Source organism: Streptomyces sp. NPDC050416, assembly GCF_044458845.1.
Classification (GTDB): domain Bacteria; phylum Actinomycetota; class Actinomycetes; order Streptomycetales; family Streptomycetaceae; genus Streptomyces.
The window spans coordinates 52,566-72,286 of sequence record NZ_JBITII010000016.1 but is presented as its reverse complement, the minus strand read 5'-3'; the positions used below and the strand labels follow the sequence as shown (position 1 = coordinate 72,286).

Sequence of the window (19,721 nt, the reverse complement as noted above, 5' to 3'; positions counted from 1 at the left end):
GGCGGACATCTGCCTAGGTCCCTCCGGTTTGCGAGTACCCGGTTCCGTGCCACACATGCGTGGCCGTTCCGCATCCGCGGACCGGGCATGACCGGCGCCGGGTGCGCGGGGCAGGGGCGGACGGACCGTACGGCGGAGCCAGGGCGTCCCAACACCGCCCGGACTGCGGCCCGTTCGGCGATTCCACCCAGAGCGGAACGCCGTCCCCTTCCCCTGGCGACCACGCCTCCTAGGCTGGAGAAGTGAGCAACCACGTGCCGAACGAAGCCCGCGTCATCCCTCTGCGCCCGTCCGGCGCGCGCCCCCAGGCCGCCCGCCCGGTCACCGCTCCGCCCCGCCACGGGCCGCCGCCTCCCGCCCCGAAGGAGCCGCTGTGGCGCGACCTCGTGGGTGACGTGCTGCGGCGCGAACGTCTCGCGCAGGAGCGCACGTTGAAGGACGTCGCCGACGCGGCCCGGATCTCCATGCCCTACCTGTCGGAGGTGGAACGCGGCCGCAAGGAGGCCTCCTCGGAGGTCCTCGCGGCCGCCGCCCACGCCCTCGGACTGGGCCTCGGTGACCTGTTGTCGAGGGCGCAGGGCGAACTGACCCGCGTCACCTCGCGGTACACGGGCGGCGGCCGCCGCGGGGCGTCCGTCCCGTCGCACGACGGACTGTGCATGGCCGCCTGAGCCCGGTGGCCGGCCGGCGTCTCAGACCCGCACGAGACGCCGGCTGAGCACCTCGTCGGCCAGTCCGTAACTCACGGCCTCCTGCGCGGTGAACACCTTGTCGCGGTCCATGTCGGCCCGCAGGGTCGCCACGTCGTGGTGGGTGTGCCGGGACAGCACCTCCTCCACCTGGGAGCGGATCCGCACCATCTCCTTGGCCTGCAGCGCCAGGTCGGAGACCATGCCGCGCTGCCCGCCGGTCGCCGGCTGGCCGAGCAGCACACGCGCGTGCTCCAGCACGAACCGCCGCCCGGGGTCGCCGCCGGCCAGCAGCACGGCCGCGGTGGAGGCCGCCTGCCCGACGCAGCATGTCGAGATCGGCGTCCGCACGTACGACATGGTGTCGCAGATGGCCATCAGGGAAGTGAACGAGCCGCCGGGGGAGTTGATGTAGACCGAGATCTCGCTCTCCGGCGATGACGACTCCAGATGGAGGAGCTGTGCGATGACGACGTTGGCGACGCCGTCGTCGATCTCGGTGCCGAGGAAGATGATCCGCTCGTTGAGCAGCCGGCTGAAGACGTCGAAGGACCGCTCGCCCTGCGGGGTGCGCTCGATGACGTTCGGAATCGTGTAGCTCCCCATCACTGCAGCCCCATCCTGCGTCGCGTCGTGGCCGGGCGGACGTCGTCGAGGGATTCCACGACCCGGTCGACCATGCCGTACTCCCTGGCCTCCTCGGCCGTGAACCAGCGGTCCCGGTCGCCGTCCCGGGAGATCGTCTCCGGGCTCTGGCCGGTGTGCTCGGCGGTGATCCGTTCGATGGTCCGCTTGGTGAACTCCAGGTTCTCCGCCTGGATCTCGATGTCGGCGGTGGTGCCGCCGATGCCCGCCGACGGCTGGTGCATCATGATCCGCGCGTTCGGCAGGGCGTAGCGCTTGCCCGGCGCGCCGACGCTGAGCAGGAACTGGCCCATGCTGGCGGCGAAGCCCATCGCCAGCGTGGAGACGTCGTTCGGGATGAGCCGCATCGTGTCGTAGATGGCGAGTCCCGCGTGCACCGCCCCACCGGGGCTGTTGATGTACAGGCTGATGTCGGTGCGCGGGTCCTCGGCGGACAGGATCAGCAGCTGGGCGCAGACCCGGTTCGCGGAGACCTCGTCCACCTGCGTGCCCAGCAGCACGATGCGCTGTGCGAGCAGCTGGGCGGCCAGATGGTCGTCGAACCGGGTCGGAGGCGTGTCGCCCTCCTCCGCCCGCGGGGCGAGTGTCGAGAGTGGAGTCATTGCTCCTCCTCGTCGTGGCACGGTCGTGGCAGAAGGCCCGCGGACGTGCCGCGGGCGTGCCGTCGACTCCACTCTTGACCTCGGACGATGCCCGCAGACCGAATCTCTGCCCTCGGCAGATCCGCTCCCGGCAGAGCACGCCGTCGCACAGCCGGTGCCGGACGCGGGCCGTGACGCCCCCCCGCCGAAAATGCCGCCCGCCCGGCCGATGAGTTTCCCGGCGTGGACCGGTCGACACAGATGACAGCGATCCACGCTCCGGGAGGTACTCATGGCATCCGACGGTTTCACCACGTGTCTCTGGTTCGACGGCCAGGCCGAGGAGGCCGCCCACTTCTACGTCTCGGTCTTCAAGAACTCCAGCATCGGGAAGACCGCCCGCTACCCCGAGGGGGCGCCGCAGCCCGCCGGCAGCGTGATGACCGTCGAGTTCACGGCCAACGGCCACCGGTTCCTCGCACTCAACGGCGGCCCCCAGTTCAAGTTCACCGAGGCGGTCTCCTTCATGATCTTCTGCGAGAACCAGGAGGAGATCGACTACTACTGGACCAAGCTCACCGAGAACGGCGGCGAGCCCGGCCCGTGCGGCTGGCTCAAGGACCGGTTCGGCGTGTCCTGGCAGGTCGTCCCCGACCGGCTCGACGACATGATCACCGACCCGGACCCGGCGAAGGCGGCCCGGGTGACCCAGGCGTTCATGGCGATGAGCAAGTTCGACATCGCGACCCTGGACAGGGCGTACGCCGGCGAGTGACGCACTCCCGGACAGGGGCGGAACTCCTTCCGCCCCTACCGGGACTCGGCCAGGATCTCCCCGATCACATGCCGCGAGTTCTCCGCGACCGGCGGGTTGGTGTCCCAGTAGTACGGCAGCGCGATGACCGCGATCGACAGCGCCCAGCCCCGGCCGCGCGCCCACTCGGCCTCGTCCGCGCTCACGGCCTCGCGGAAGACGCCGCGGACCTCGGCGGGCAGCAGACACCAGGCGCTGATGAGGTCGACGGCGGGGTCACCCACCCCCACCGTGCCGTAGTCGATCACGGCCGCCAGCCGTCCGTCCCTGACCAGGAGGTTCCCGGCCATCAGATCGCCGTGCGCCCAGCGCGGCGGTCCGGCGTACTCCGGGGCACGCAGGGCCCGCTCCCACAGGTCCGTCACCGCCGCGGTGTCGATCCGCCCCGCCAGCTGCGCGAGCGCCTCCCGCATGAACCGGTCCCGGGTCGCCAGCGGCACACCCCGGTAGCCGACCGGGCCCTGCGCCGCGTCGATCCGGCGCAGGGCGGTGACGTACGCCCCCAGGTCCTCGGCGAGCAGTACGGGTTGCTCCAGCGTGCCGGGCACCGGGTTGCGGCCGTCCAGCCAGCTGTACACCGCCCAGGGCCACGGGAAGTCCTCGCCGGGCTCACCCCGCCCCAGGGGGTCGGGAGCGGCGGCGGGCAGCCCGGGTGCCAGCCGGGGCAGCCAGCGCAGTTCGTGCGTGATGCCCTCGACGGCGCGGGGATGCCGCGGGAGCCGTACGACCTTGTCCGCACCGAGGCGGAACATGGCGTTCTCCGTACCGGAGGACTCCAGGCGCCGCAGGGGCAGCCCGGCCCATCGCGGGAACCGTCCCGCGATCAGCCGGCCGACGAGCGAGACGTCGATGTCCACTTCGTCCTCATGCATTCGCACCGCGCACATGACGCCATTCGAGCGGTCAACTCGCCGACTGTCGAATGCTTTTCGTGATCTCCCGGGCGATGCGCAGGATGCCGGGGGAGCGGACCGGGCAGGGTTTCGGCGTGGACGTCGTGGGCGCCAGGCAGAAGTGCAGGTAGTCGTCGTCCCGGTGCAGGGCCGTCCGGTCGCGGGACGGCTGGGTGCAGTAGTCGGGATGGGCCCGCTCGTAGGCGGTGCACGGCAGGTACTGCGTCCAGGCGTAGCGGTTCGAGCCCGGACTCACCGCTTTCCCGGCGTCGGCGACGATGCCGCCCGTCGTGGCGGCCAGCCGCTCGTACAGCCGGTTCACCCGGCGCACCCGGTCGGGCGTGATCGGGTCCGGGCCCTGGAGCACCCACACGATCCGCGGCCGGTGGGAGCCGCCGGCCGTCGCGATCTGCTCGACGAGCCTGCGCGCGTCGGCCTCGTACCGCTGGAAGTACCGCTCCCGCGAACCGTCGTACGTGATCCCGTCCATGCACCAGGTGAAGTCCCAGGCGTTGCCCCAGAACTGCAGTACCACGAAGTCCGGACGCAGCGACCGCACCAGGGCGGCCGCCTTGGCCCGGGCCGGGACGAGGGACCGCTCGGCCGTGCCCTCCAGGTAGTCGCACAGGGTGGTGCCCGAGTAGGGGGCGCTCGTGTACTTCGCGCGCAGGTCCCGGCGCAGCTCCTGGCCGAGGACCTTGTGGTTCTCCGTGGCGAGCGAGTCGCCGAGGTACAGCACGGTGGGCGCCTTCACGGGGGGCCGGACATCGGGCGAGGCCGGGGCACGCTGGTGCGTGGTCGCGGACACCGCCGGAGCGGACGGCGGGGGAGCCTCGGGCCCGGACGACGGATCACCGCACGCACTGAGCAGCAACCCCGCCACCAGCACACCCACGATCCACGGTCTGCGCATACGGCAACTCCCGCCCCGGGCCGGTGAAACGGCTCCCCAGGCAAGCACAGCCGGACCCCGGGGGGAAGACACGCGTCGGCCACGGAACGTGGTCCGCGGGGGCTTCACGACAAGTCGTTCACCAGCACCGCCGCCCCGTCGAACCGCCCGGCCTTGAGGTCCGCGAGGGCCGCCACGGCCCGCGACAGCGGATACGGATGGGTGGTCGCGCGCACGCCGTACCTCGCCGCCAGGGTGAGGAACTCGCGGCCGTCCTCACGCGTGTTGGAGGCGACGCTGCGCAACTCCTTCTCGTAGAAGAGCTCGGTCTCGTAGTGCAGCGGAGGTGTGTCGGTGAGGTGGATGCCGGCGACGGCCAGGACGCCGCCGCGGTCCAGGGCGCGCAGGGCGACCGGGACCAGCTCGCCGGCAGGGGCGAAGAGGATCGCGCTGTCCAGCGGCTCCGGGGGCCGCGCGTACGCGTCCTGCGCGGAGGCCGCGCCCAGCTCCAGCGCCAGCCGCCGGGCGGCCGCACCACGCGTCATGACGTGCACGGTGGCGCCCTCGGCGAGCGCCACCTGCGCGCACAGATGGGCGCTGCCCCCGAAGCCGTACAGCCCGAGCCGTCCCCCGGGCGGCAGCCCCGCCCGCCGCAGCGCCCGGTGGCCGATGATGCCCGCGCACAGCAGGGGAGCCAGGGCCACGTCCGGCACGCCGTCCGGCAGCCGGTACGCGAACGCCGCCGGCACCGTCGTGTACTCCGCGTAACCGCCGTCGGCGTACCAGCCCGTGTACGCGGATCGGGGGCACAGGTTCTCCGCGCCGCGCGCGCAGTACGCGCAGCTGCCGTCGGTGCGGCGCAGCCAGGCCACACCGACCCGGTCGCCCGGCGCGAAGCCGCGCACCGCCGCGCCCGCCCCGGCCACCACCCCGACGACCTCGTGACCGGGCGTGACGCCCACCCGGCGCACCGGCAGGTCGCCCTCCACGACGTGCAGGTCGGTCCGGCACACCCCGCAGGCGCGCACCTGTACCAGCAGCTCGTCGTCCGCGGGCACCGGAACCGGCTTCTCGACCAGCCGCAGAGACCCCTCCCCGACCGGGCCCGGCCGTACCACCGACCACGCGCGCATCGTGTCGTCCGTCATGCCGCCGCTCCCCGTCCTGCCGAAGGTCCACGCCCAGTCTGTGACGGAACCGCCCGTTCGGCGCGCGGGTCGGTGCGCGGGTGACTAGCGTGAGGAAACGGACTATCCACCCATTCGGAAGGGCCGCAGTCATGGCCGTGCAACCTGAAGGAAGCCCGTGCTGGGCCGACGCGATGTTCAGCGACCTCGAAGGGGCCAAGAGCTTCTACTCAGACGTCCTCGGCTGGACCTTCGCCGAGGCGTCGACGGAGTTCGGCAACTACACCGAGGCCTATGCGAACGGCAAGGCGGTCGCCGCCGTCGTCCCGCCCATGCCCGGCCAGGAGGGCCAGTCGCAGTGGTGCCTGTACTTCGCGGCCCGGGACGCCGCCGCCACCGCCGCCCGGATCCGTGACCACGGCGGCGAGGTGCTGATGGAGCCGATGCAGGTCGGCGATTTCGGCACCATGTGCCTGGCCCGCGACCCGAGCGGTGTCGTCTTCGGCGTCTGGCAGGCGGGCACGCACGAGGGCTTCGACACGATGGCCGAACCGGGCGCCTACACCTGGGCGGAGGTCTTCACCCGCGAGCCCGAGAAGTCCGACGCGTTCTTCCCCGCCGTCTTCTCCTACCGGCAGAAGGAGATGGAGGACGAGGCGATGGACTTCCGGGTCTACGACCTCGGCGACCGCAGCGTGCTGGGCCGGATGAAGATGACGGACGACTTCCCGCCCGAGGTGCAGCCCTACATCAACGTCTACTTCGCCGTCGAGAACTGCGACGACGCCGTCGCGAAGGCCACCAAGGTCGGCGGCGTCCTGCGGTTCGGGCCCATGGACACCCCGTTCGGCCGGTTCGCCGCCCTCAGCGACCCGCAGGGCGCCAACTTCTCGGTCATCGACATCACCAGGACCGAGGGCGACATGCCCAAGATGACCGACGTGAGCTGAGACCTCCGGCCGGACGGCCCACGCGGCCATGGCATGATCGAGCCCATGCGTGAACGTGTTGTGGCCGCGTGTGACGGGGCTTCGAAGGGAAATCCCGGGCCCGCCGGCTGGGCCTGGGTCGTGGCCGACGCTTCCGAGAGCCCGGTGCGCTGGGAGGCCGGGCCGCTCGGCAAGGCGACCAACAACGTCGCGGAACTCACCGCGCTGGAGCGCCTGCTGGCGGCGACCGACCCGGACGTGCCGCTCGAGATCCGGATGGACTCGCAGTACGCGATGAAGGCCGTCACCACCTGGCTGCCCGGCTGGAAGCGCAACGGCTGGAAGACGTCCGGCGGAAAGCCGGTCGCCAACCAGGACTTCGTCGTGCGCATCGACGAGCTGCTGGACGGCCGCTCGGTCGAGTTCCGCTACGTGCCCGCCCACCAGGTCGACGGCGACCGGCTCAACGACTTCGCCGACCGCGCCGCCAGCCAGGCCGCCACCGTCCAGGAGCCCGCGGGCAGCGGCCTCGGCTCCCCCGAGCCGCCGCCCGCCCCGGACACCCCGGCCAAGGCTCCGCGGTCCCGCTCGCGCGGCGGCGCCACTCGCACCGGGAAGGCGTCGGCAGCGAAGGGCTCCTCGCGCACGATCAAGGCGAAGTTCCCCGGCCGCTGCCAGTGCGGCCGTTCCTACGCGGCCGGCGAGTCCATCGCCAAGAACGACAGCGGCTGGGGCCACCCTGAGTGCCGCGCGGGCGCGGCCGTCTGATCAGGCGTCGAACGTGTAGTACGCCGTGTGGTCCAGCAGATCCGCCGGGCTCGTGTCGTGCCACGGCCGCATCGTCTCGCGCAGGTCGATCACGTTCGGCGTGCCCGCGGCCGGCAGATAGCCGGAGCCGGGGTGCCGCCGCTGCCACTCGGCCCACAGCTTGTCGATGTAGGCGTGGTGCAGCCAGAACACCGGATCGTTGGGGGAGACCCCGGTGGCCATCTGCCCGCCGACCCAGACGTGGACCCGGTTGTGCAGGTTGACGCCCCGCCACCCTTCGAGGTGATTGCGGAAACCTTCCGAGGCGCTGTTCCAGGGCGCCATGTCGTAGGTGGGTATCGACAGCACGGACTGGACCTCGGCCGGCGTCGGCAGTTGGCGTCCCCCGGCGCCGAGGGAGCGGCGCAGGAACGTACGGCCGTCGACCCGCACGTTGATCGGCCAGTTCCCCGACGACGCGGAGAACGGCCCGTCCGTCACCCGGCCGTCCCGCTCGCGCCCGGTGCCGCCGAGGAAGTCGGGCGCCCACAGCGAGGCACGCGGCGAACGGTCGACGCTCCAGTCCCAGTACGGCAGGGCCACCGACGCGTCCACCGACTGCAGCGCCCGCTCGAACTCGAGGAGGAATCTTCGGTGCCAGGGCAGGAAGGACGGTGAGCGGTGGCCCGTCCGCTCGCCGTCGTCGGTGTCGGAGACGATGAACGCGTTGTGCGTCGTGACGAACTCGTCGTAACGGCCGCTGCGCTTCAACTCCAGGAGCGCGGCCACAAAACGCCGCTTCTCGTCGGCGGTCAGGGCGGACTGGTTCTTGCGGACGGTCATGTGCGGGTGCTCCAGATGCCTTGCGGGTCGGGTCAGTTGGCGGGGAAGGGCAGCAGCGGCGCACCCTGCAGCTCGTCCACCGCGGCCCGGGCGGCGGCGCGCGGGGTGGGCACCGGGTCGTAGTGGCTGACGACGCTGATCCAGGTGCCGTCGGCGTTGCGCATCACGTGCAGTTCCACGCCGTCGACGAACACCGCGTATCCCGCGCCGTGCTGGTGGTGACCGGTTCCGGCGGCCGGCCGGCCCTGTATCCGGCGGCCCTTGTAGACCTCGTCGAAGGTCTGGTGGGAGTCGCGGTGCCCGGCGGCCGTGGCCGGGGTGCCGGCCCCGTCCAGGTCGCCGTGGTCGTGGCGACGACGGCCGCGGCGGTGAGCGCGCGGCGACGGCTGAGTTCCGGCATACGGACCTCCTGGGTTCGTTCTGGTGATGACCCCGCATGCCTATCGGCCCGTCCGGTACCGGGAGAAATCCACGTGAGCCGGTTGGCTGGGATTCGGGCAATTCCCCTTATGTCGTGCAAGGTTGAACCAAGATGATCTTGCCGTGAGGGGCGCCCGTGCGGGCCCCGAAGGGGAAGTTCTGTCCGCGAGGGGCGCTGTGACGGATGTTTCTCCCCGTGCGGCCGGTTGCTCGTGGTGCGCGTCACGCCGGGAAACTGACGCGATTCGGCGGTCCGGACGATGATGCTTTTGTCCTGCTGCTCGGCGTCCCCATCGAAAGCTCTCGGTAATCCTCAGGGGTGTGCGTGAAGGTCGCCTGTGTCGGCGGCGGGCCCGCCGGTCTGTATCTCTCGATCCTGCTGAAGCGGCAGGACCCGTCCCACGACATCACCGTCCACGAACGCCACCCGGAGGGTTCGACCTACGGCTGGGGCGTCACGTGCTGGCGCGGACTGTACGACCGGCTCCACGAGCAGGACCCCGAGTCGGCGCGCGCCCTCGACCGCGACTCCGTCCGCTGGAGTGAAGGCGTCGCCCACGTCCGGGACCTGACGGCCCGGCACAGCGGCGACCAGGGGCACGGCATCGGCCGCCACTGGCTGCTGGAGATCCTCGCCGCCCGGGCCCGCCCGCTCGGCGTACGCCTGGAGTACGAGCGCGAGATCACGGCCGAGGACCTGCCCGCCGACGCCGACCGGGTCGTCGCGGCCGACGGGGTCCGCAGCGCCCTGCGCACCCGCCACTCCGCACACTTCGGCATGGAGGTCGCGGCCGGGCGCAACCGCAACTGGAGCCCCTGCGCCGGTTCAAGCGCTGGCTCGGCCCGAAGGTCGCGCGGAACGTGCACGCGCGAATGTCGCCGTCGAGGCCGACGATTCTGCCGCCCCGCTGAGGGGTGTCGAACGGCGGCGGCTACGGCGGCAGCCGGGGATCGGCCGGCGGGCAGCCCCAGCAGTTGTCCAGGCCGTAGGCGGTGTCCTTGGACGTGACACCGTCCTGCGCCTTGTCGGTGATCAGTGTGACGCCGGTGTCGGTGTAACCCGACGCAGCCCTGGCCGCCCGTGAACAGGTGCCAGGCTGAGGCGCCCCTCACTCCTCGGCTCCCTGCCCGAACAGCCGGTCCAGAAAGGCGTTGCCGTACACGCGGTGCGGGTCCAACCGGTCCAGCACCGCGTCCGCCTCGGCCCACTCGGCCGTGCCGACCGCGGCCGGCACCGCCGTGCCCAGCACCTCCTCGTCGTCCCACACCCCCTCGTCCGTGTACGCCCAGCCCTTGGACCACTCCACCCGGGTCAGGGCGGATCCGCCGTCGTACGCGCGCAGCAGGAACCGCTCGATCTCGCGCAGGAACGCCTCCGCGTCCGGCGTGCCCGGCAGCGTCAGGATGTCCAGCCACACGGCCGTGTCCCACTCGGGGCGGTCCTCGCGCGGCCGGAGCGCGGACAGCAGCGGCGGACGGGCCCCGGCCACCCCGCAGTCGCCGGGGTCGTCCAGTCCGGTCACCCGGATCTCCACCGACCCGTTGACGGGGAAGCTGCCCTGGGCCGCGTAGACCGTCAGCCGCTCCCGGTAGAACGCGGCGAACTCGGCCACGACCCGCTGCACCTGGTTCCTGGACGTGAGCACGGCGTAGCCGTTCGCGTTGACCCGCAGCGTGGTCGGCTTCAGATACAGCAGGGTGTTCTTGGACCGTCCCCAGATGTCGCCGGAGAGGGTCGCCACCAGTCCGAGCGCGGCCGCGTCGTACTGCGCGGTGCCGAGCAGCGGCGCCAGGTACCAGGCCGCGTCCGACGTCATCCGGCCGGCCAGCTTCGCCACCGGGGCCGGGATGTTGTCGGAGAACGGGTAGTTGTACGGCCGCGTCACGTGCCGTGAGGCCAGCGGCCGGGTGGGGGAGACGCTCCAGACCTTCAGCCAGGGATGCTCGGTGAAGGCGAACCAGATCGCCTCGACCCGGCCCGCCTCCTCCAGGAAGCCCGCGAACGTGCGGCGCGCGTCCCCGGAGCCGGGCGCGGCGAACAACTCGCCGGCCGGGATGTCCGTACGGCTCACACACCGCAGGTTGGCGTCGGCGCCCACTCGCAGCACCACCTCGGTCACCAGGGACCGCCCGAGATGGGTCAGCAGCGCGGCGCAGTCGGCCTCGTCGCGGTGGAACGTGCGCAGCGCGTACGCCCCGGCCCGGGAGTCCCACACCACGGCCGTCAGGGACACGATCAGATTGCTCAGCGAGCCGTACGTGTGCCCCGGCGGACGCCGCTCGCCCCGGGCGGGAACGGCGGTGCCGTGCGCGTCGATCGCCAGGGCGCCGCCCAGGGTGAGAACCCCAGGCGCGGGCGTCGCCGTGACCCCGAGGCCGTGCTCCTCCAGGAAGGTGAGCAGGGCCTCCATGGTCACGCCGGTGCCCGCGCGTACGGCGGTCGGCGAGTCCAGGGCGAGGCCGGTCAGGTGGGGCGCGGTGTCGACGAGGAGGACGGGCGCACCGGACGGCGTCCCCTCCGTCACCGTCAGGGGCGACCAGCCGTGCGCGGCGCCCCGGGCGCGCACCCGCCACCCGTGCCGCCAGGCCCAGTTGACGACCTCGACCACCTGGCCGGGGTTTCCCGGCGCACAGGCCCACAGGCCGTCGGCGGTGATCTCGCCGACCCAGTTCCGGTACGCCGAGCGGTACAGCGCGACGTCGGCCGGGAAGTCCGGCACCTCGGCCGCGGCGGCGGCCGGATCCGCCGGCAGGCCCGGCACGACGGCCAGCGCCGCCGCGGTGAGGAGGAAACCCCGGCGCGACCAACGCGCCTCGTCCGACGGCAAGTTGTTGACTGCACCAGTTGTCACGTCGAGTCACGCTAGGGGCCCGTTGACACGTGACATATACCTGTCGACTCTATTCACTCGTGTGAGTGAATCGCGCGGGTCGGGGCGCAGAGCCGGATGTTCCGCGCGCGGTCGTGACGGATGACAGACTGACGCCATGGACGAGCGCACATTCGACAGGTCGGGTCAGCACGCCTCCGTCGTCGGTCTCGGGACGTGGCAGCTGGGTGCCGACTGGGGAGACGTCGACGACAAGGAGGCCCTCTCGGTGCTGGAGGCGGCGGCCGAGGCCGGGGTGACCTTCTTCGACACCGCCGACGTGTACGGCGACGGCCGCAGCGAGCAGACCATCGCCGCGTTCCTCAGCGGCAGGCCGGACCTGCACGTGATGGTCGCCACCAAGATGGGCCGCCGGGTCGACCAGATCCCCGAGAACTACGTGCTCGACAACTTCCGCGCCTGGAACGACCGCTCCCGGCGCAATCTCGGCGTCGACCGCATCGATCTGGTGCAGCTGCACTGCCCGCCGACGCCCGTCTACTCCACGGACGAGGTGTTCGACGCCCTCGACACCCTGGTCGGGGAGGAGCGGATCGCCGCGTACGGCGTCAGCGTCGAGACCTGTGCGGAGGCGCTGACCGCGATCGCCCGGCCGAACGTGGCGAGCGTGCAGATCATCCTCAACCCGTTCCGCATGAAGCCCCTGCGCGAGGTGCTCCCGGCCGCCCGCGAGGCCGGCGTCGGCATCATCGCCCGCGTCCCGCTGGCCTCCGGCCTGCTGTCGGGCAAGTACACGCGGGACACGGTCTTCCCGGAGAACGACCACCGCACCTACAACCGGCACGGCGAGTCCTTCGACGTGGGCGAGACCTTCTCCGGCGTCGACTACGCCACCGGCGTCGAGGCCGCCGCCGAGTTCGCCGCGCTCGCCCCGGAGGGGTACACCCCGGCCCAGCTGGCCTTGCGCTGGATCATCGACCAGCCCGGCGTCACCACCGTGATCCCCGGTGCCCGCTCCCCCGAGCAGGCCCGCGCCAACGCGGCCGCCGCCCGTCTGCCGGAGCTGTCCGGCGAGACGCTGACGGCGATCCGTGACCTCTACGACCGGCGGATCAGGGACCAGGTGGAATCCCGCTGGTGAGGCGCGCCCCTCACGGCACCAGGAGCAGCTGCCTCTCCTGCTCCTGGTCGCCGGAGGCGGCACCGTCGTCGCGGGCCGTGAAGGCCCGGGTGAGGGTGTCGCTCGCCCGCCGCACCGCCTCCGGGGCGCCCTGCACGGTGACGGTCACCGGGGCGGACAGGCGCTCGGGCCCCGCGCCGGCGTCACTGGCCGGACGCGTGTCCGTGCCGCCGTCGAAGGTCGCCATGTGTACCGTCGCGTTCTCGTCGGCGGGCAGCTCGTCCGGCGCCCCGAACGTGCCTTGCAGGGCCCGGACGACCGCTCGTGCGTCGTCGGCGCCCCCGCCGCTGAGCGTGACGGTGAGCTGCGTACCGGACATGCGTCCACGACCTCCTCGGGCTGTGCGTCAGTCGCCGTCCGTGTAACCCCCCGCTGATCGCTCAAACCGCCGTGCGGGCGGGGACGACGGCCGTTTACGGGGAACCCGCATGGGACAAGCACCCACGTCTCACACCGGGGAGTCACAGTGGCGGACACGGCAGACGGCGCGCCCAGGCGCCGGGGACGCAACGAGACGGAGGAGGAGAGAGCGGACCGGATGTGGCAGGAGCTCATCCAGGAGGTCCGCGTGGCACAGATGGGCGTGCAGATCCTGTTCGGCTTTCTGCTCACCGTGGTGTTCACCGAGAAGTACGACGACCTGACCGACACGGACCAGATGATCTACCTCGTGACGGTCGTCCTCGGCGCGTGCGCGACGGGGGCCCTCATCGGACCGGTGTCCCTGCACCGCCTGGTCTCCGGGCGGCGCGTCAAGCCCCAGGCGGTGCGGCTGGCCTCCCGGCTCACCCTGCTCGGCCTCGTGCTGCTGCTCGCCACGACGACCGCGTCACTGCTGCTGATCCTGCGTGTGGCGACGCACGACGGCTTCGTGCCCTTCCTCGTCGCCGGCGTCGTCGGCTGGTACCTGCTGTGCTGGTTCGCCCTGCCTCTGTGGACCCGGCACCGCCATACGTCGAGGTGACGGCCCGCGGCGGCGCCCGCCCGGCGGCGGACGACACCGCTGTTTCGTCAGCGGGAACTCCCGGATCAGCCCCCGGCGATGACGTCCGCGAGGAAGTCGTCGACGCGGACCTCCTCGCGGCCCGGCGGGACCATCTCGTGGGTCTCCCGCAGGAACGCCGCGAACGCCGGGGCCCACGCGAACACCACCGCGTGGTGCCGGCCGCCGTCGGGGCGGGCGTCTCCGAGGAACTCCATGCGCAGCTCCTGCCACATGCCGTGCGACTCGGGGCGCATCCGCACGTCCCCGACCCCGACCGGGCGCCGCAGCCCCTCGCCGAGCATCTCGCGGTCGAGCTGCCAGCGGGCGAGGACACGGCCGTCGTGGCTGAAGACGACGGTGACGGCGAACGGGTCCGCGGCGTCGTAGCTCAGGTGGGCGAGCACGGAGAAACGGTCCGTGTCACCCGCCTGGAGCTGCACCACCAGCGTCTTGTGCACGAAGGAGTTCACGAAAGGGCCTCCGGGAAGAACCAACCGACGTAGAGCCCTCTAGTACCCCCCTCACGCACAAGATGCTCAGCCCTCCGGGTGATTCCCCCGGGCACCGCGCAGCGACTCGATGCACACGGCCACGGCCCGCTGGAGCTCCTCCAGGCGCTCGACCATGTCGTCCTCGTAGAACTCCCCGGCGTCGTCGAAGGTCAGCTCCTCGAAGACCTTGGTCGCCTTCTGCAGGCTGCTGTAGAACTTCGTGCGCCGCTCCCGCACCCGGAGCCCCGGGTCCGTCTCGACGGTCTCGACGACGAGGGACTTCATGGTGTCGTACGCCTCGGCTGCCCACTCGCCGGCGTCCTCGCCCTCGTCCAGCTCGTCGATGAGCGACAGGTGCCGCTCGGCCTCCTGACGGAGATCGGCCGGCGCGTCCACGGTCTGCCCGGCAGGCGTCTTGATCTGCCCCGACTCGGCGATCTGGCGCACGTATCCGATCCGGTCGGCCGCCCTGCTCTCGCCCGCGACGGCCTTCTTCAGCTCGTCGGTGCGCACGACGTCACGGGCCAGCTCCGACTGCAGTTCGGGGTCCTCCCGGACCCGGTCCAGCAGGGCCTGGCGGGCCGCACGGGCGGTGGCGGGGTCGGCGAGGATCGCGGCGCGCAGCGCGGTGGGGTTCTCCGCGACCTCCAGCGCCTTCGTGGGCCGGATGCCCTCCGCCTCGGCGGCCTCGGCGATGGCGGTGCCGCGCTCGGACGTGGCGCCGGAGCGGGAGACGTAGTAGCTCAGCCACACGTCGGCGTCCGGCAGTTCCACCTCCTGACCCGGCGTCAGCGCCTCGAAGTGCGGGACCAGCCCGTCGTCGGCCGCCCGGTCCCACGCCTTGTAGTAGCGCATGACCCGCTCCGGGGAGCACCCGGCGAGCTTCGCGAACTCCTTCGCCGACACCTTCGGCGTCTCGTCCGGGCCCTGCCCGCCGGGCCGCACGCTGCGCGCCACCTTCAGCCCGAAGGACCACCCTCCGGTCCGGGCGTACGCCCCGAACTCCCGCGCGTCCCGCGCGATCGGCTCGGAGACGGGCGCAGGGGAGGTTTCGGGCTGGGTGATCACCAGGGTCACGGACGACTCTCCTGAATAGGCTGGCCGGTTGAGTATGTGCAGGTCGGCAGCCTATACGTGCCCGTGGCCCGGGCCGGCCCGGAAGGGGGCGGACGTCAGCCGAACGCGTCGCGCAGGGCCGGGAGCAGGATCTTCTCCGACCAGTCCAGATACGCCGGCTGGGAATCGCCACCGATCTGGACCAGGGCGATCTCGGTGAAGCCGGCCTCCGCGTACGGGCGGACGGCCTCGACGAACGCGTCCGGGTCGTCGCCGCACGGGATGGAGTCGGCGACGTCGTCGGGCGTGACGAACTGGGTCGCCGCCTCGAAGGAATCCGGGTGCGGCAGCTCCGAGTTGACCTTCCAGCCGCTGCCGAACCAGCGGAACTGGGAGTGCGCCCGCTTGATCGCCGTGTCCCGGTCGGGGTCGTAGCAGACCGGCAGCTGGCCCACGCGGGGCTTGCCCTCGCCGCCGTGCCGGTCGAATGCCTCCAGCAGCCCCGCCTTGGGCTCCGTGGCGATCACCAGATCAGCCAGCCGGCCCGCGAGTTCGCACGACTGCTCCCCGGAGACGGCGATGCCGATGGGCGGCGCCTCGTCCGGCAGATCCCACAGCCGGGCCGACTCCACGTCGAAGTGCGTGCCGCGGTGGTTGACGTGACCGCCCTTGAAGAGGGCGCGGATGATCTCCACGGCCTCCTCGAACATCTCGTGCCGTACGTCGACGGACGGCCAGCCGCCGCCCACCACGTGCTCGTTGAGGTTCTCGCCGGAGCCGAGGCCCAGCCGGAACCGGCCCTCGGACAGCAACTGGACCGTCGCCGCCTTCTGCGCCACCACCGCAGGGTGGTAGCGGAACGTCGGGCAGGTCACGTACGTCATCAGCGGGATACGTGACGTGGCCTGGGCGGCCGCGCCGAGCACCGCCCACGCGTAGGGCGAGTGCCCCTGCGAGCGCAACCACGGGAAGTAGTGGTCGGAGGTCACCGAGAAGTCAAAGCCCGCCTCCTCGGCCCGCACCACGTGGTCGACGAGCTCTCGGGGGCCGGCCTGCTCGGTCATCATCGTGTATCCGATTTGCACCATAACCGCCGAGTCCCCTGACACCAGGCGTGAAAACTGCTCGATCAAGGTCGGCCGGCGGGGCAGGATGCCCCCATGAGTGCCTCCTCCCTGCCCGCGGACAGCCCCGCCGCCCAGGGCGTCGACGCGTCCGGTGTCCACGCCTTCCTCGACGCCCTCGAAGCGGACCCGGAGCTCGAGCCGCACAGTCTGATGATCATGCGGCACGGCCGGCTGGTCGCCTCCGGCTGGTGGGCGCCGTACACCCCCGGCCGCCCCCACCTGCTGTACTCCCTCAGCAAGAGCTTCACCGGGACCGCCGCCGCCTTGGCCGAGGCCGAGGGGCTGCTCGACTTCGACGCGCCCGTGATCTCCTACTTCCCCGAGCTGGAAGCCGAGATCACCGACCCGCGCAGCCGGGCCATGCTCGTCCGGCACGTGGCGTCCATGTCGAGCGGCCACGAGCGGGAGACCGTCGACGAGGTCTACCGGCTGGACAGGGCGGAGCCCGTGCGCGGGTTCCTGCTGCTGCCGCCGGACCGCGACCCGGGCACCGTCTTCGCCTACAACCAGCCCGCCACCTACACCCTCGCCGCGATCGTCCAGCGGGTGACCGGCCAGCCGCTCACCGACTATCTGCGCCCCCGGCTGCTCGATCCGCTCGGCATCGGCGAGGTGTCCTGGCAGCGGGACCGGGCCGGCCGCGAGATCGGCTTCAGCGGTCTGCACGCCACCACCGACGCCATCGCCCGGCTCGGCGAGCTGTACCTGCGCGACGGGGTCTGGGAGGGCGAGCGGCTGCTGTCCGAAGGATGGGTGGCCCGGGCCACGCGCCCGCACATACCCACCGCCGGAGCCATGGGAGACGAGGACTGGCAGGACTGGGACCGGGGTTACGGATACCAGTTCTGGATGTCCCGGCACGGCTACCGGGGCGACGGCGCGTACGGCCAGTTCTGCCTGGTGCTCCCCGAGCAGGACGCGGTGATCGCCATGACCGCGGCGACCGAACGGATGCAGGACGTCCTGAACCTGGTCTGGCGGCATCTGCTGCCCGCCTTCCGTTCCGAGCCGCTGCCCGGCCGCGAGAGCGCCGACGAGGCCCTGCGCGAGCGCCTCGCCGGGCTCGCGCTGCCTCCCGCCCCGGGCAGGCCGGCGCCGCCGGAACGGGCGGAGACCTGGGCGGCCGCCGAGTTCACGTCCTCCACCGAAAAGGACGGCCCCGCTCGGTCGGCCCGGCTCGTGCCGGACGCGGACGGCTGGACGCTCCGGCTCACCGAGGGCGAGCACCGGCTGGACCTGCGGATCGGAGGGGAGAGCTGGACGGTGGCGGAGGAGCCGCTGCCGACCGCGGTGAGCGGCGGCTGGACGGACGCGGGCACGCTGACCGTGGAGGTCGCGTTCCTGGAGACCCCGCACCGCCTGGCGCTGACCTGCACGATCGCGGACCGCACGCTCACCGCGAGCTGGCGCACCGAGCCGCTCCGCCCGGGCCCGCTCACCTCCCTGCGCGCTCCGCGCCGCTCAGTCTGAGCCCGGCCGGAACGTCTTCAGGAAGGTCCGCAGCGCCTGCTGGTTCGCCTCGTCCTCCCAGTCGGTGTCCGGGGTCGTCCAGCGCAGCGAGAAGCTCCGGCCCTCGCCCAGCAGGAAGCCCCGGCCGAAGGTGTGCACCCGGGTGCCGTCGACGTCCGCCGTCCACTCCATGTCGGCGGCCGCGCGCCCCTGGTACGTCGTGGCGCGGATCTCGCCGATCCGCTGGTAGGCGCCGGACCGCTCCAGGTTGGGTTCGACTTCGTCGCGCCACACGGCCACGGGGTCCGGGCCCACGCGTTCGCTGTAGGTGACGGCCAGCGTGCGGTCGTCACCGTCGGCACCGAAGGTCACTCGGTACCGCAGATCGCCCTGGCGATCGGTGTCCAGCGGCTCCCAGCCCGCGGGGAGCGCGACGGAGAAGCCCTCTGGCGCGCGGTAGGTGTGGAAACCGGGCGGCAGGGCCGTGGCGGGGGCGGACGGCGTCGGCGTGGGAGGAGTCGGTGTGGGTGTGGGCTTGGGGTCGGGGGACGACGGAGAGGGCGTGGGGGAGGGGGTGCCGGTCCGGCCGGGGGGCCCGGACGGTTCGGGGACGCTGCCGCCGGTGCCCTCGCCCGGCGGGGCGGCGGAGGCCGGTGGCCGGGCCGGGGACTCCGCCGCGTCACTGCCGGTGTCGCTGCCGGGCAGGCCCTGGGTCGCGGCGAGCACGGCGACCGCGACGGTGATCACGGCCAGGGTGGTCCCGGCGACCATGGTCCGTCTGCTCCAGGCCGGGCCCCCCGGCCGCATCGCGGCGTACGCGCCGCGCAGCCGCGGCACGGGCACCGACCCCATGACCGCCTCCGGGTCCTCGCTGAGCGCACGGGTCAGCGCCTCCCGGACCACCGGGCGGGTCAGCCGCTCCCGCGCGTCCTTGCGGAGCAGCCCCTGCACGACCTGGGTGAGCGGCCCGGCGCGCACCGGCGTCCGCAGCGGCAGCCGGTCCACGCCCTTCAGGGTGTTCTCCGGCCGGCCCCGGTCCCGGAAGGGCGGGCGGCCCTCGACCATCGAGTAGAGGATCGCGCCGAGCGCCCACAGATCGGCCGCCGGCCCGATGTGCTGGTCCCGGGCCTGTTCCGAGGAGGCGAACGCGGGGGCCGTGAGCCGGGGCGCGAGGGTCGCGCCGACCAGGCCGTAGCCGGTGACGACGACCGACTGGTCCTCGCGTACGAACACCTGGCCGGGACTGAGCTCGCCGTGCGTGACGCCCTCGGCGTGTGCGGCGTCCAGCACGTCGAGCAGTTCCAGGCCGATACGGGCGGCCCGCACGTAGTTGAACGTGCCCTGCTCCGAGAGGAGTTCGCCGAGCGGGCTGCCGTCGATCCACTCGGTGACGGTCCACAGGGTGCCGGCCTCCTCGACGGCGTCGACCACCGTGGCGATCCGGCCGGGGCACAGCAGGGCCATGCGTTCGGACGTGCGCAGCAGGCGGCCGGCGGCCCGGCGTTCGGTCACGTACGCGTCGTCCGGGAGCCCGATCTGCGTGACGAGACACGGACGGGAGACCTCGCCGGCACCGAGGTCCTCGGCGTACCAGCAGATGCGGTTGGTCTCGCGCTGGATGATCTCGAGCAGCCGGTACCGGCCGCCGACCAACTGGTGTGTGGAGACGTGCGCCCTGCCCATGGCCATCCCTCGCTGGAAACCTGGCTCTCACCTTTTCCAGAAGTACGGGGGATGAGCCGTGCTGCGTTCAACTGGATCGCAACTCCGCGTTCATTCTTGTCTTTTATTCAAGAGAGGGGATCAAGTGTGCGAGAGAAAACGGTCTTTCGAGGGCTCGGGAGCGGCTCACCTCGGCCGCCCCGGGCCGTCGAGGGTGGTGCCCCGGGTGCGGAGAATTGGCCTGCGCGGCCCGCGGATTCCCGAATCCCCGCCTGGCCTGCTGGTAACCGGTGGTAAATGCGAAGGTGTCCAACGGCCGAACTCGACACTCCTCCGATGAATTCGGCGACGGATTATCAG

General features: G+C 72.1%; 19 protein-coding genes and 2 pseudogenes. 8 read left to right on the top strand and 13 right to left on the bottom strand.

Annotation, left to right across the window (positions count from 1 at the left end):
• Positions 1-242 precede the first annotated feature (242 nt).
• On the top strand, positions 243-671 hold the full coding sequence (locus ACIBL4_RS36565) for a helix-turn-helix domain-containing protein (protein ID WP_399416111.1): 429 nt from the start codon (positions 243-245) through the stop codon (positions 669-671).
• A 21-nt stretch (positions 672-692) separates the two neighbouring features.
• Here ACIBL4_RS36565 and ACIBL4_RS36560 read toward each other — a convergent pair whose 3' ends face one another.
• On the bottom strand, positions 693-1,295 hold the full coding sequence (locus ACIBL4_RS36560) for a ClpP family protease (protein WP_399416110.1): 603 nt from the start codon (positions 1,293-1,295) through the stop codon (positions 693-695).
• Complete coding sequence (locus ACIBL4_RS36555; RefSeq protein WP_356927349.1) at positions 1,295-1,936, bottom strand: ATP-dependent Clp protease proteolytic subunit; 642 nt, start codon at positions 1,934-1,936, stop codon at positions 1,295-1,297. The genes ACIBL4_RS36560 and ACIBL4_RS36555 overlap by 1 nt, the downstream gene beginning before the upstream one ends.
• Positions 1,937-2,207: 271 nt before the next feature.
• Here ACIBL4_RS36555 and ACIBL4_RS36550 point away from each other — a divergent pair, with 271 nt between their 5' ends.
• Positions 2,208-2,690 carry a VOC family protein gene (locus tag ACIBL4_RS36550; protein ID WP_399416109.1) on the top strand — a complete coding sequence of 161 codons (483 nt, stop codon included), beginning with the start codon at positions 2,208-2,210 and terminating at the stop codon, positions 2,688-2,690.
• Between the two features lie 35 nt (positions 2,691-2,725).
• Here ACIBL4_RS36550 and ACIBL4_RS36545 read toward each other — a convergent pair whose 3' ends face one another.
• The 3 genes from ACIBL4_RS36545 to ACIBL4_RS36535 all read right to left on the bottom strand — a co-directional run bounded on the left by ACIBL4_RS36545 (position 2,726) and on the right by ACIBL4_RS36535 (position 5,647).
• Positions 2,726-3,601, bottom strand: coding sequence for an aminoglycoside phosphotransferase family protein (locus ACIBL4_RS36545; protein ID WP_399416108.1), 876 nt, complete (start codon positions 3,599-3,601; stop codon positions 2,726-2,728).
• Between the two features lie 31 nt (positions 3,602-3,632).
• Entirely contained in the window at positions 3,633-4,535 is a 903-nt protein-coding gene (locus ACIBL4_RS36540; RefSeq protein WP_399416107.1) for an SGNH/GDSL hydrolase family protein, read from the bottom strand.
• Positions 4,536-4,639: 104 nt separating this feature from the next.
• A complete protein-coding gene (locus tag ACIBL4_RS36535; protein ID WP_399416184.1) occupies positions 4,640-5,647 on the bottom strand; it encodes a zinc-binding alcohol dehydrogenase family protein in 1,008 nt (335 codons plus the stop codon).
• Between the two features lie 146 nt (positions 5,648-5,793).
• Between ACIBL4_RS36535 and ACIBL4_RS36530 the strand changes: the two genes are divergently transcribed.
• Both ACIBL4_RS36530 and ACIBL4_RS36525 read left to right on the top strand, forming a co-directional pair.
• Positions 5,794-6,591: a VOC family protein gene (locus ACIBL4_RS36530; RefSeq protein ID WP_399416106.1), complete on the top strand. Its 798-nt coding sequence runs from the start codon at positions 5,794-5,796 to the stop codon at positions 6,589-6,591.
• A 33-nt stretch (positions 6,592-6,624) separates the two neighbouring features.
• The gene (locus ACIBL4_RS36525; protein ID WP_399416105.1) at positions 6,625-7,338 is read left to right on the top strand and encodes a ribonuclease H; all 714 of its coding nucleotides are present in this window, start codon (positions 6,625-6,627) and stop codon (positions 7,336-7,338) included.
• On the opposite strand, the gene ACIBL4_RS36520 is transcribed toward ACIBL4_RS36525, so the two are convergent.
• A complete protein-coding gene (locus ACIBL4_RS36520) occupies positions 7,339-8,160 on the bottom strand; it encodes a tyrosinase family protein (RefSeq protein ID WP_399416104.1) in 822 nt (273 codons plus the stop codon).
• Between the two features lie 32 nt (positions 8,161-8,192).
• Positions 8,193-8,560: pseudogene (locus ACIBL4_RS36515) on the bottom strand (tyrosinase cofactor).
• A 339-nt stretch (positions 8,561-8,899) separates the two neighbouring features.
• On the opposite strand from ACIBL4_RS36515, the pseudogene ACIBL4_RS36510 reads away from it, so the two are divergent.
• Positions 8,900-9,382, top strand: a pseudogene (locus ACIBL4_RS36510) (FAD-binding monooxygenase); the annotation flags it as partial.
• A 307-nt stretch (positions 9,383-9,689) separates the two neighbouring features.
• Here the strand turns inward: ACIBL4_RS36510 and ACIBL4_RS36505 are convergent.
• On the bottom strand, positions 9,690-11,432 hold the full coding sequence (locus ACIBL4_RS36505; RefSeq protein ID WP_399416103.1) for a cholesterol oxidase substrate-binding domain-containing protein: 1,743 nt from the start codon (positions 11,430-11,432) through the stop codon (positions 9,690-9,692).
• A gap of 136 nt (positions 11,433-11,568) precedes the next feature.
• Here ACIBL4_RS36505 and ACIBL4_RS36500 point away from each other — a divergent pair, with 136 nt between their 5' ends.
• Positions 11,569-12,552 carry an aldo/keto reductase gene (locus ACIBL4_RS36500; protein ID WP_399416102.1) on the top strand — a complete coding sequence of 328 codons (984 nt, stop codon included), beginning with the start codon at positions 11,569-11,571 and terminating at the stop codon, positions 12,550-12,552.
• A gap of 10 nt (positions 12,553-12,562) precedes the next feature.
• Here ACIBL4_RS36500 and ACIBL4_RS36495 read toward each other — a convergent pair whose 3' ends face one another.
• On the bottom strand, positions 12,563-12,910 hold the full coding sequence (locus ACIBL4_RS36495) for a hypothetical protein (RefSeq protein ID WP_399416101.1): 348 nt from the start codon (positions 12,908-12,910) through the stop codon (positions 12,563-12,565).
• A gap of 219 nt (positions 12,911-13,129) precedes the next feature.
• On the opposite strand from ACIBL4_RS36495, the gene ACIBL4_RS36490 reads away from it, so the two are divergent.
• Positions 13,130-13,555, top strand: coding sequence for a DUF6328 family protein (locus tag ACIBL4_RS36490; RefSeq protein WP_399416183.1), 426 nt, complete (start codon positions 13,130-13,132; stop codon positions 13,553-13,555).
• A 65-nt stretch (positions 13,556-13,620) separates the two neighbouring features.
• On the opposite strand, the gene ACIBL4_RS36485 is transcribed toward ACIBL4_RS36490, so the two are convergent.
• The 3 genes from ACIBL4_RS36485 to ACIBL4_RS36475 all read right to left on the bottom strand — a co-directional run bounded on the left by ACIBL4_RS36485 (position 13,621) and on the right by ACIBL4_RS36475 (position 16,211).
• Positions 13,621-14,046, bottom strand: a complete 426-nt coding sequence (locus ACIBL4_RS36485; protein ID WP_399416100.1) for an SsgA family sporulation/cell division regulator — start codon at positions 14,044-14,046, stop codon at positions 13,621-13,623.
• A gap of 66 nt (positions 14,047-14,112) precedes the next feature.
• Positions 14,113-15,135 carry a hypothetical protein gene (locus ACIBL4_RS36480; RefSeq protein ID WP_399416182.1) on the bottom strand — a complete coding sequence of 341 codons (1,023 nt, stop codon included), beginning with the start codon at positions 15,133-15,135 and terminating at the stop codon, positions 14,113-14,115.
• A gap of 104 nt (positions 15,136-15,239) precedes the next feature.
• Positions 15,240-16,211, bottom strand: a complete 972-nt coding sequence (locus ACIBL4_RS36475; RefSeq protein ID WP_399416099.1) for an LLM class F420-dependent oxidoreductase — start codon at positions 16,209-16,211, stop codon at positions 15,240-15,242.
• Between the two features lie 72 nt (positions 16,212-16,283).
• On the opposite strand from ACIBL4_RS36475, the gene ACIBL4_RS36470 reads away from it, so the two are divergent.
• Positions 16,284-17,720 (top strand): serine hydrolase domain-containing protein, encoded by a 1,437-nt coding sequence (locus ACIBL4_RS36470; RefSeq protein ID WP_399416098.1) that lies wholly within the window; start codon positions 16,284-16,286, stop codon positions 17,718-17,720.
• Here ACIBL4_RS36470 and ACIBL4_RS36465 read toward each other — a convergent pair.
• Positions 17,712-19,382, bottom strand: coding sequence for a serine/threonine protein kinase (locus ACIBL4_RS36465; protein ID WP_399416097.1), 1,671 nt, complete (start codon positions 19,380-19,382; stop codon positions 17,712-17,714). The two genes, ACIBL4_RS36470 and ACIBL4_RS36465, sit on opposite strands and share 9 nt — an antisense overlap.
• Between the last annotated feature and the right edge of the window lie 339 nt (positions 19,383-19,721).

Bases quoted from the DNA above. Each gene is read 5' to 3' on its own strand.
- ACIBL4_RS36560 (WP_399416110.1), bottom strand. From the start codon at position 1,295: ATGGGGAGCTACACGATTCCGAACGTCATCGAGCGCACCCCGCAGGGC.
- ACIBL4_RS36555 (WP_356927349.1), bottom strand. From the start codon at position 1,936: ATGACTCCACTCTCGACACTCGCCCCGCGGGCGGAGGAGGGCGACACG.
- ACIBL4_RS36550 (WP_399416109.1), top strand. From the start codon at position 2,208: ATGGCATCCGACGGTTTCACCACGTGTCTCTGGTTCGACGGCCAGGCC.
- ACIBL4_RS36545 (WP_399416108.1), bottom strand. From the start codon at position 3,601: ATGCATGAGGACGAAGTGGACATCGACGTCTCGCTCGTCGGCCGGCTG.
- ACIBL4_RS36540 (WP_399416107.1), bottom strand. From the start codon at position 4,535: ATGCGCAGACCGTGGATCGTGGGTGTGCTGGTGGCGGGGTTGCTGCTC.
- ACIBL4_RS36535 (WP_399416184.1), bottom strand. From the start codon at position 5,647: ATGCGCGCGTGGTCGGTGGTACGGCCGGGCCCGGTCGGGGAGGGGTCT.
- ACIBL4_RS36530 (WP_399416106.1), top strand. From the start codon at position 5,794: ATGGCCGTGCAACCTGAAGGAAGCCCGTGCTGGGCCGACGCGATGTTC.
- ACIBL4_RS36525 (WP_399416105.1), top strand. From the start codon at position 6,625: ATGATCGAGCCCATGCGTGAACGTGTTGTGGCCGCGTGTGACGGGGCT.
- ACIBL4_RS36520 (WP_399416104.1), bottom strand. From the start codon at position 8,160: ATGACCGTCCGCAAGAACCAGTCCGCCCTGACCGCCGACGAGAAGCGG.
- ACIBL4_RS36500 (WP_399416102.1), top strand. From the start codon at position 11,569: ATGGACGAGCGCACATTCGACAGGTCGGGTCAGCACGCCTCCGTCGTC.
- ACIBL4_RS36495 (WP_399416101.1), bottom strand. From the start codon at position 12,910: ATGTCCGGTACGCAGCTCACCGTCACGCTCAGCGGCGGGGGCGCCGAC.
- ACIBL4_RS36490 (WP_399416183.1), top strand. From the start codon at position 13,130: ATGTGGCAGGAGCTCATCCAGGAGGTCCGCGTGGCACAGATGGGCGTG.
- ACIBL4_RS36475 (WP_399416099.1), bottom strand. From the start codon at position 16,211: ATGGTGCAAATCGGATACACGATGATGACCGAGCAGGCCGGCCCCCGA.
- ACIBL4_RS36470 (WP_399416098.1), top strand. From the start codon at position 16,284: ATGAGTGCCTCCTCCCTGCCCGCGGACAGCCCCGCCGCCCAGGGCGTC.
- ACIBL4_RS36465 (WP_399416097.1), bottom strand. From the start codon at position 19,382: ATGGGCAGGGCGCACGTCTCCACACACCAGTTGGTCGGCGGCCGGTAC.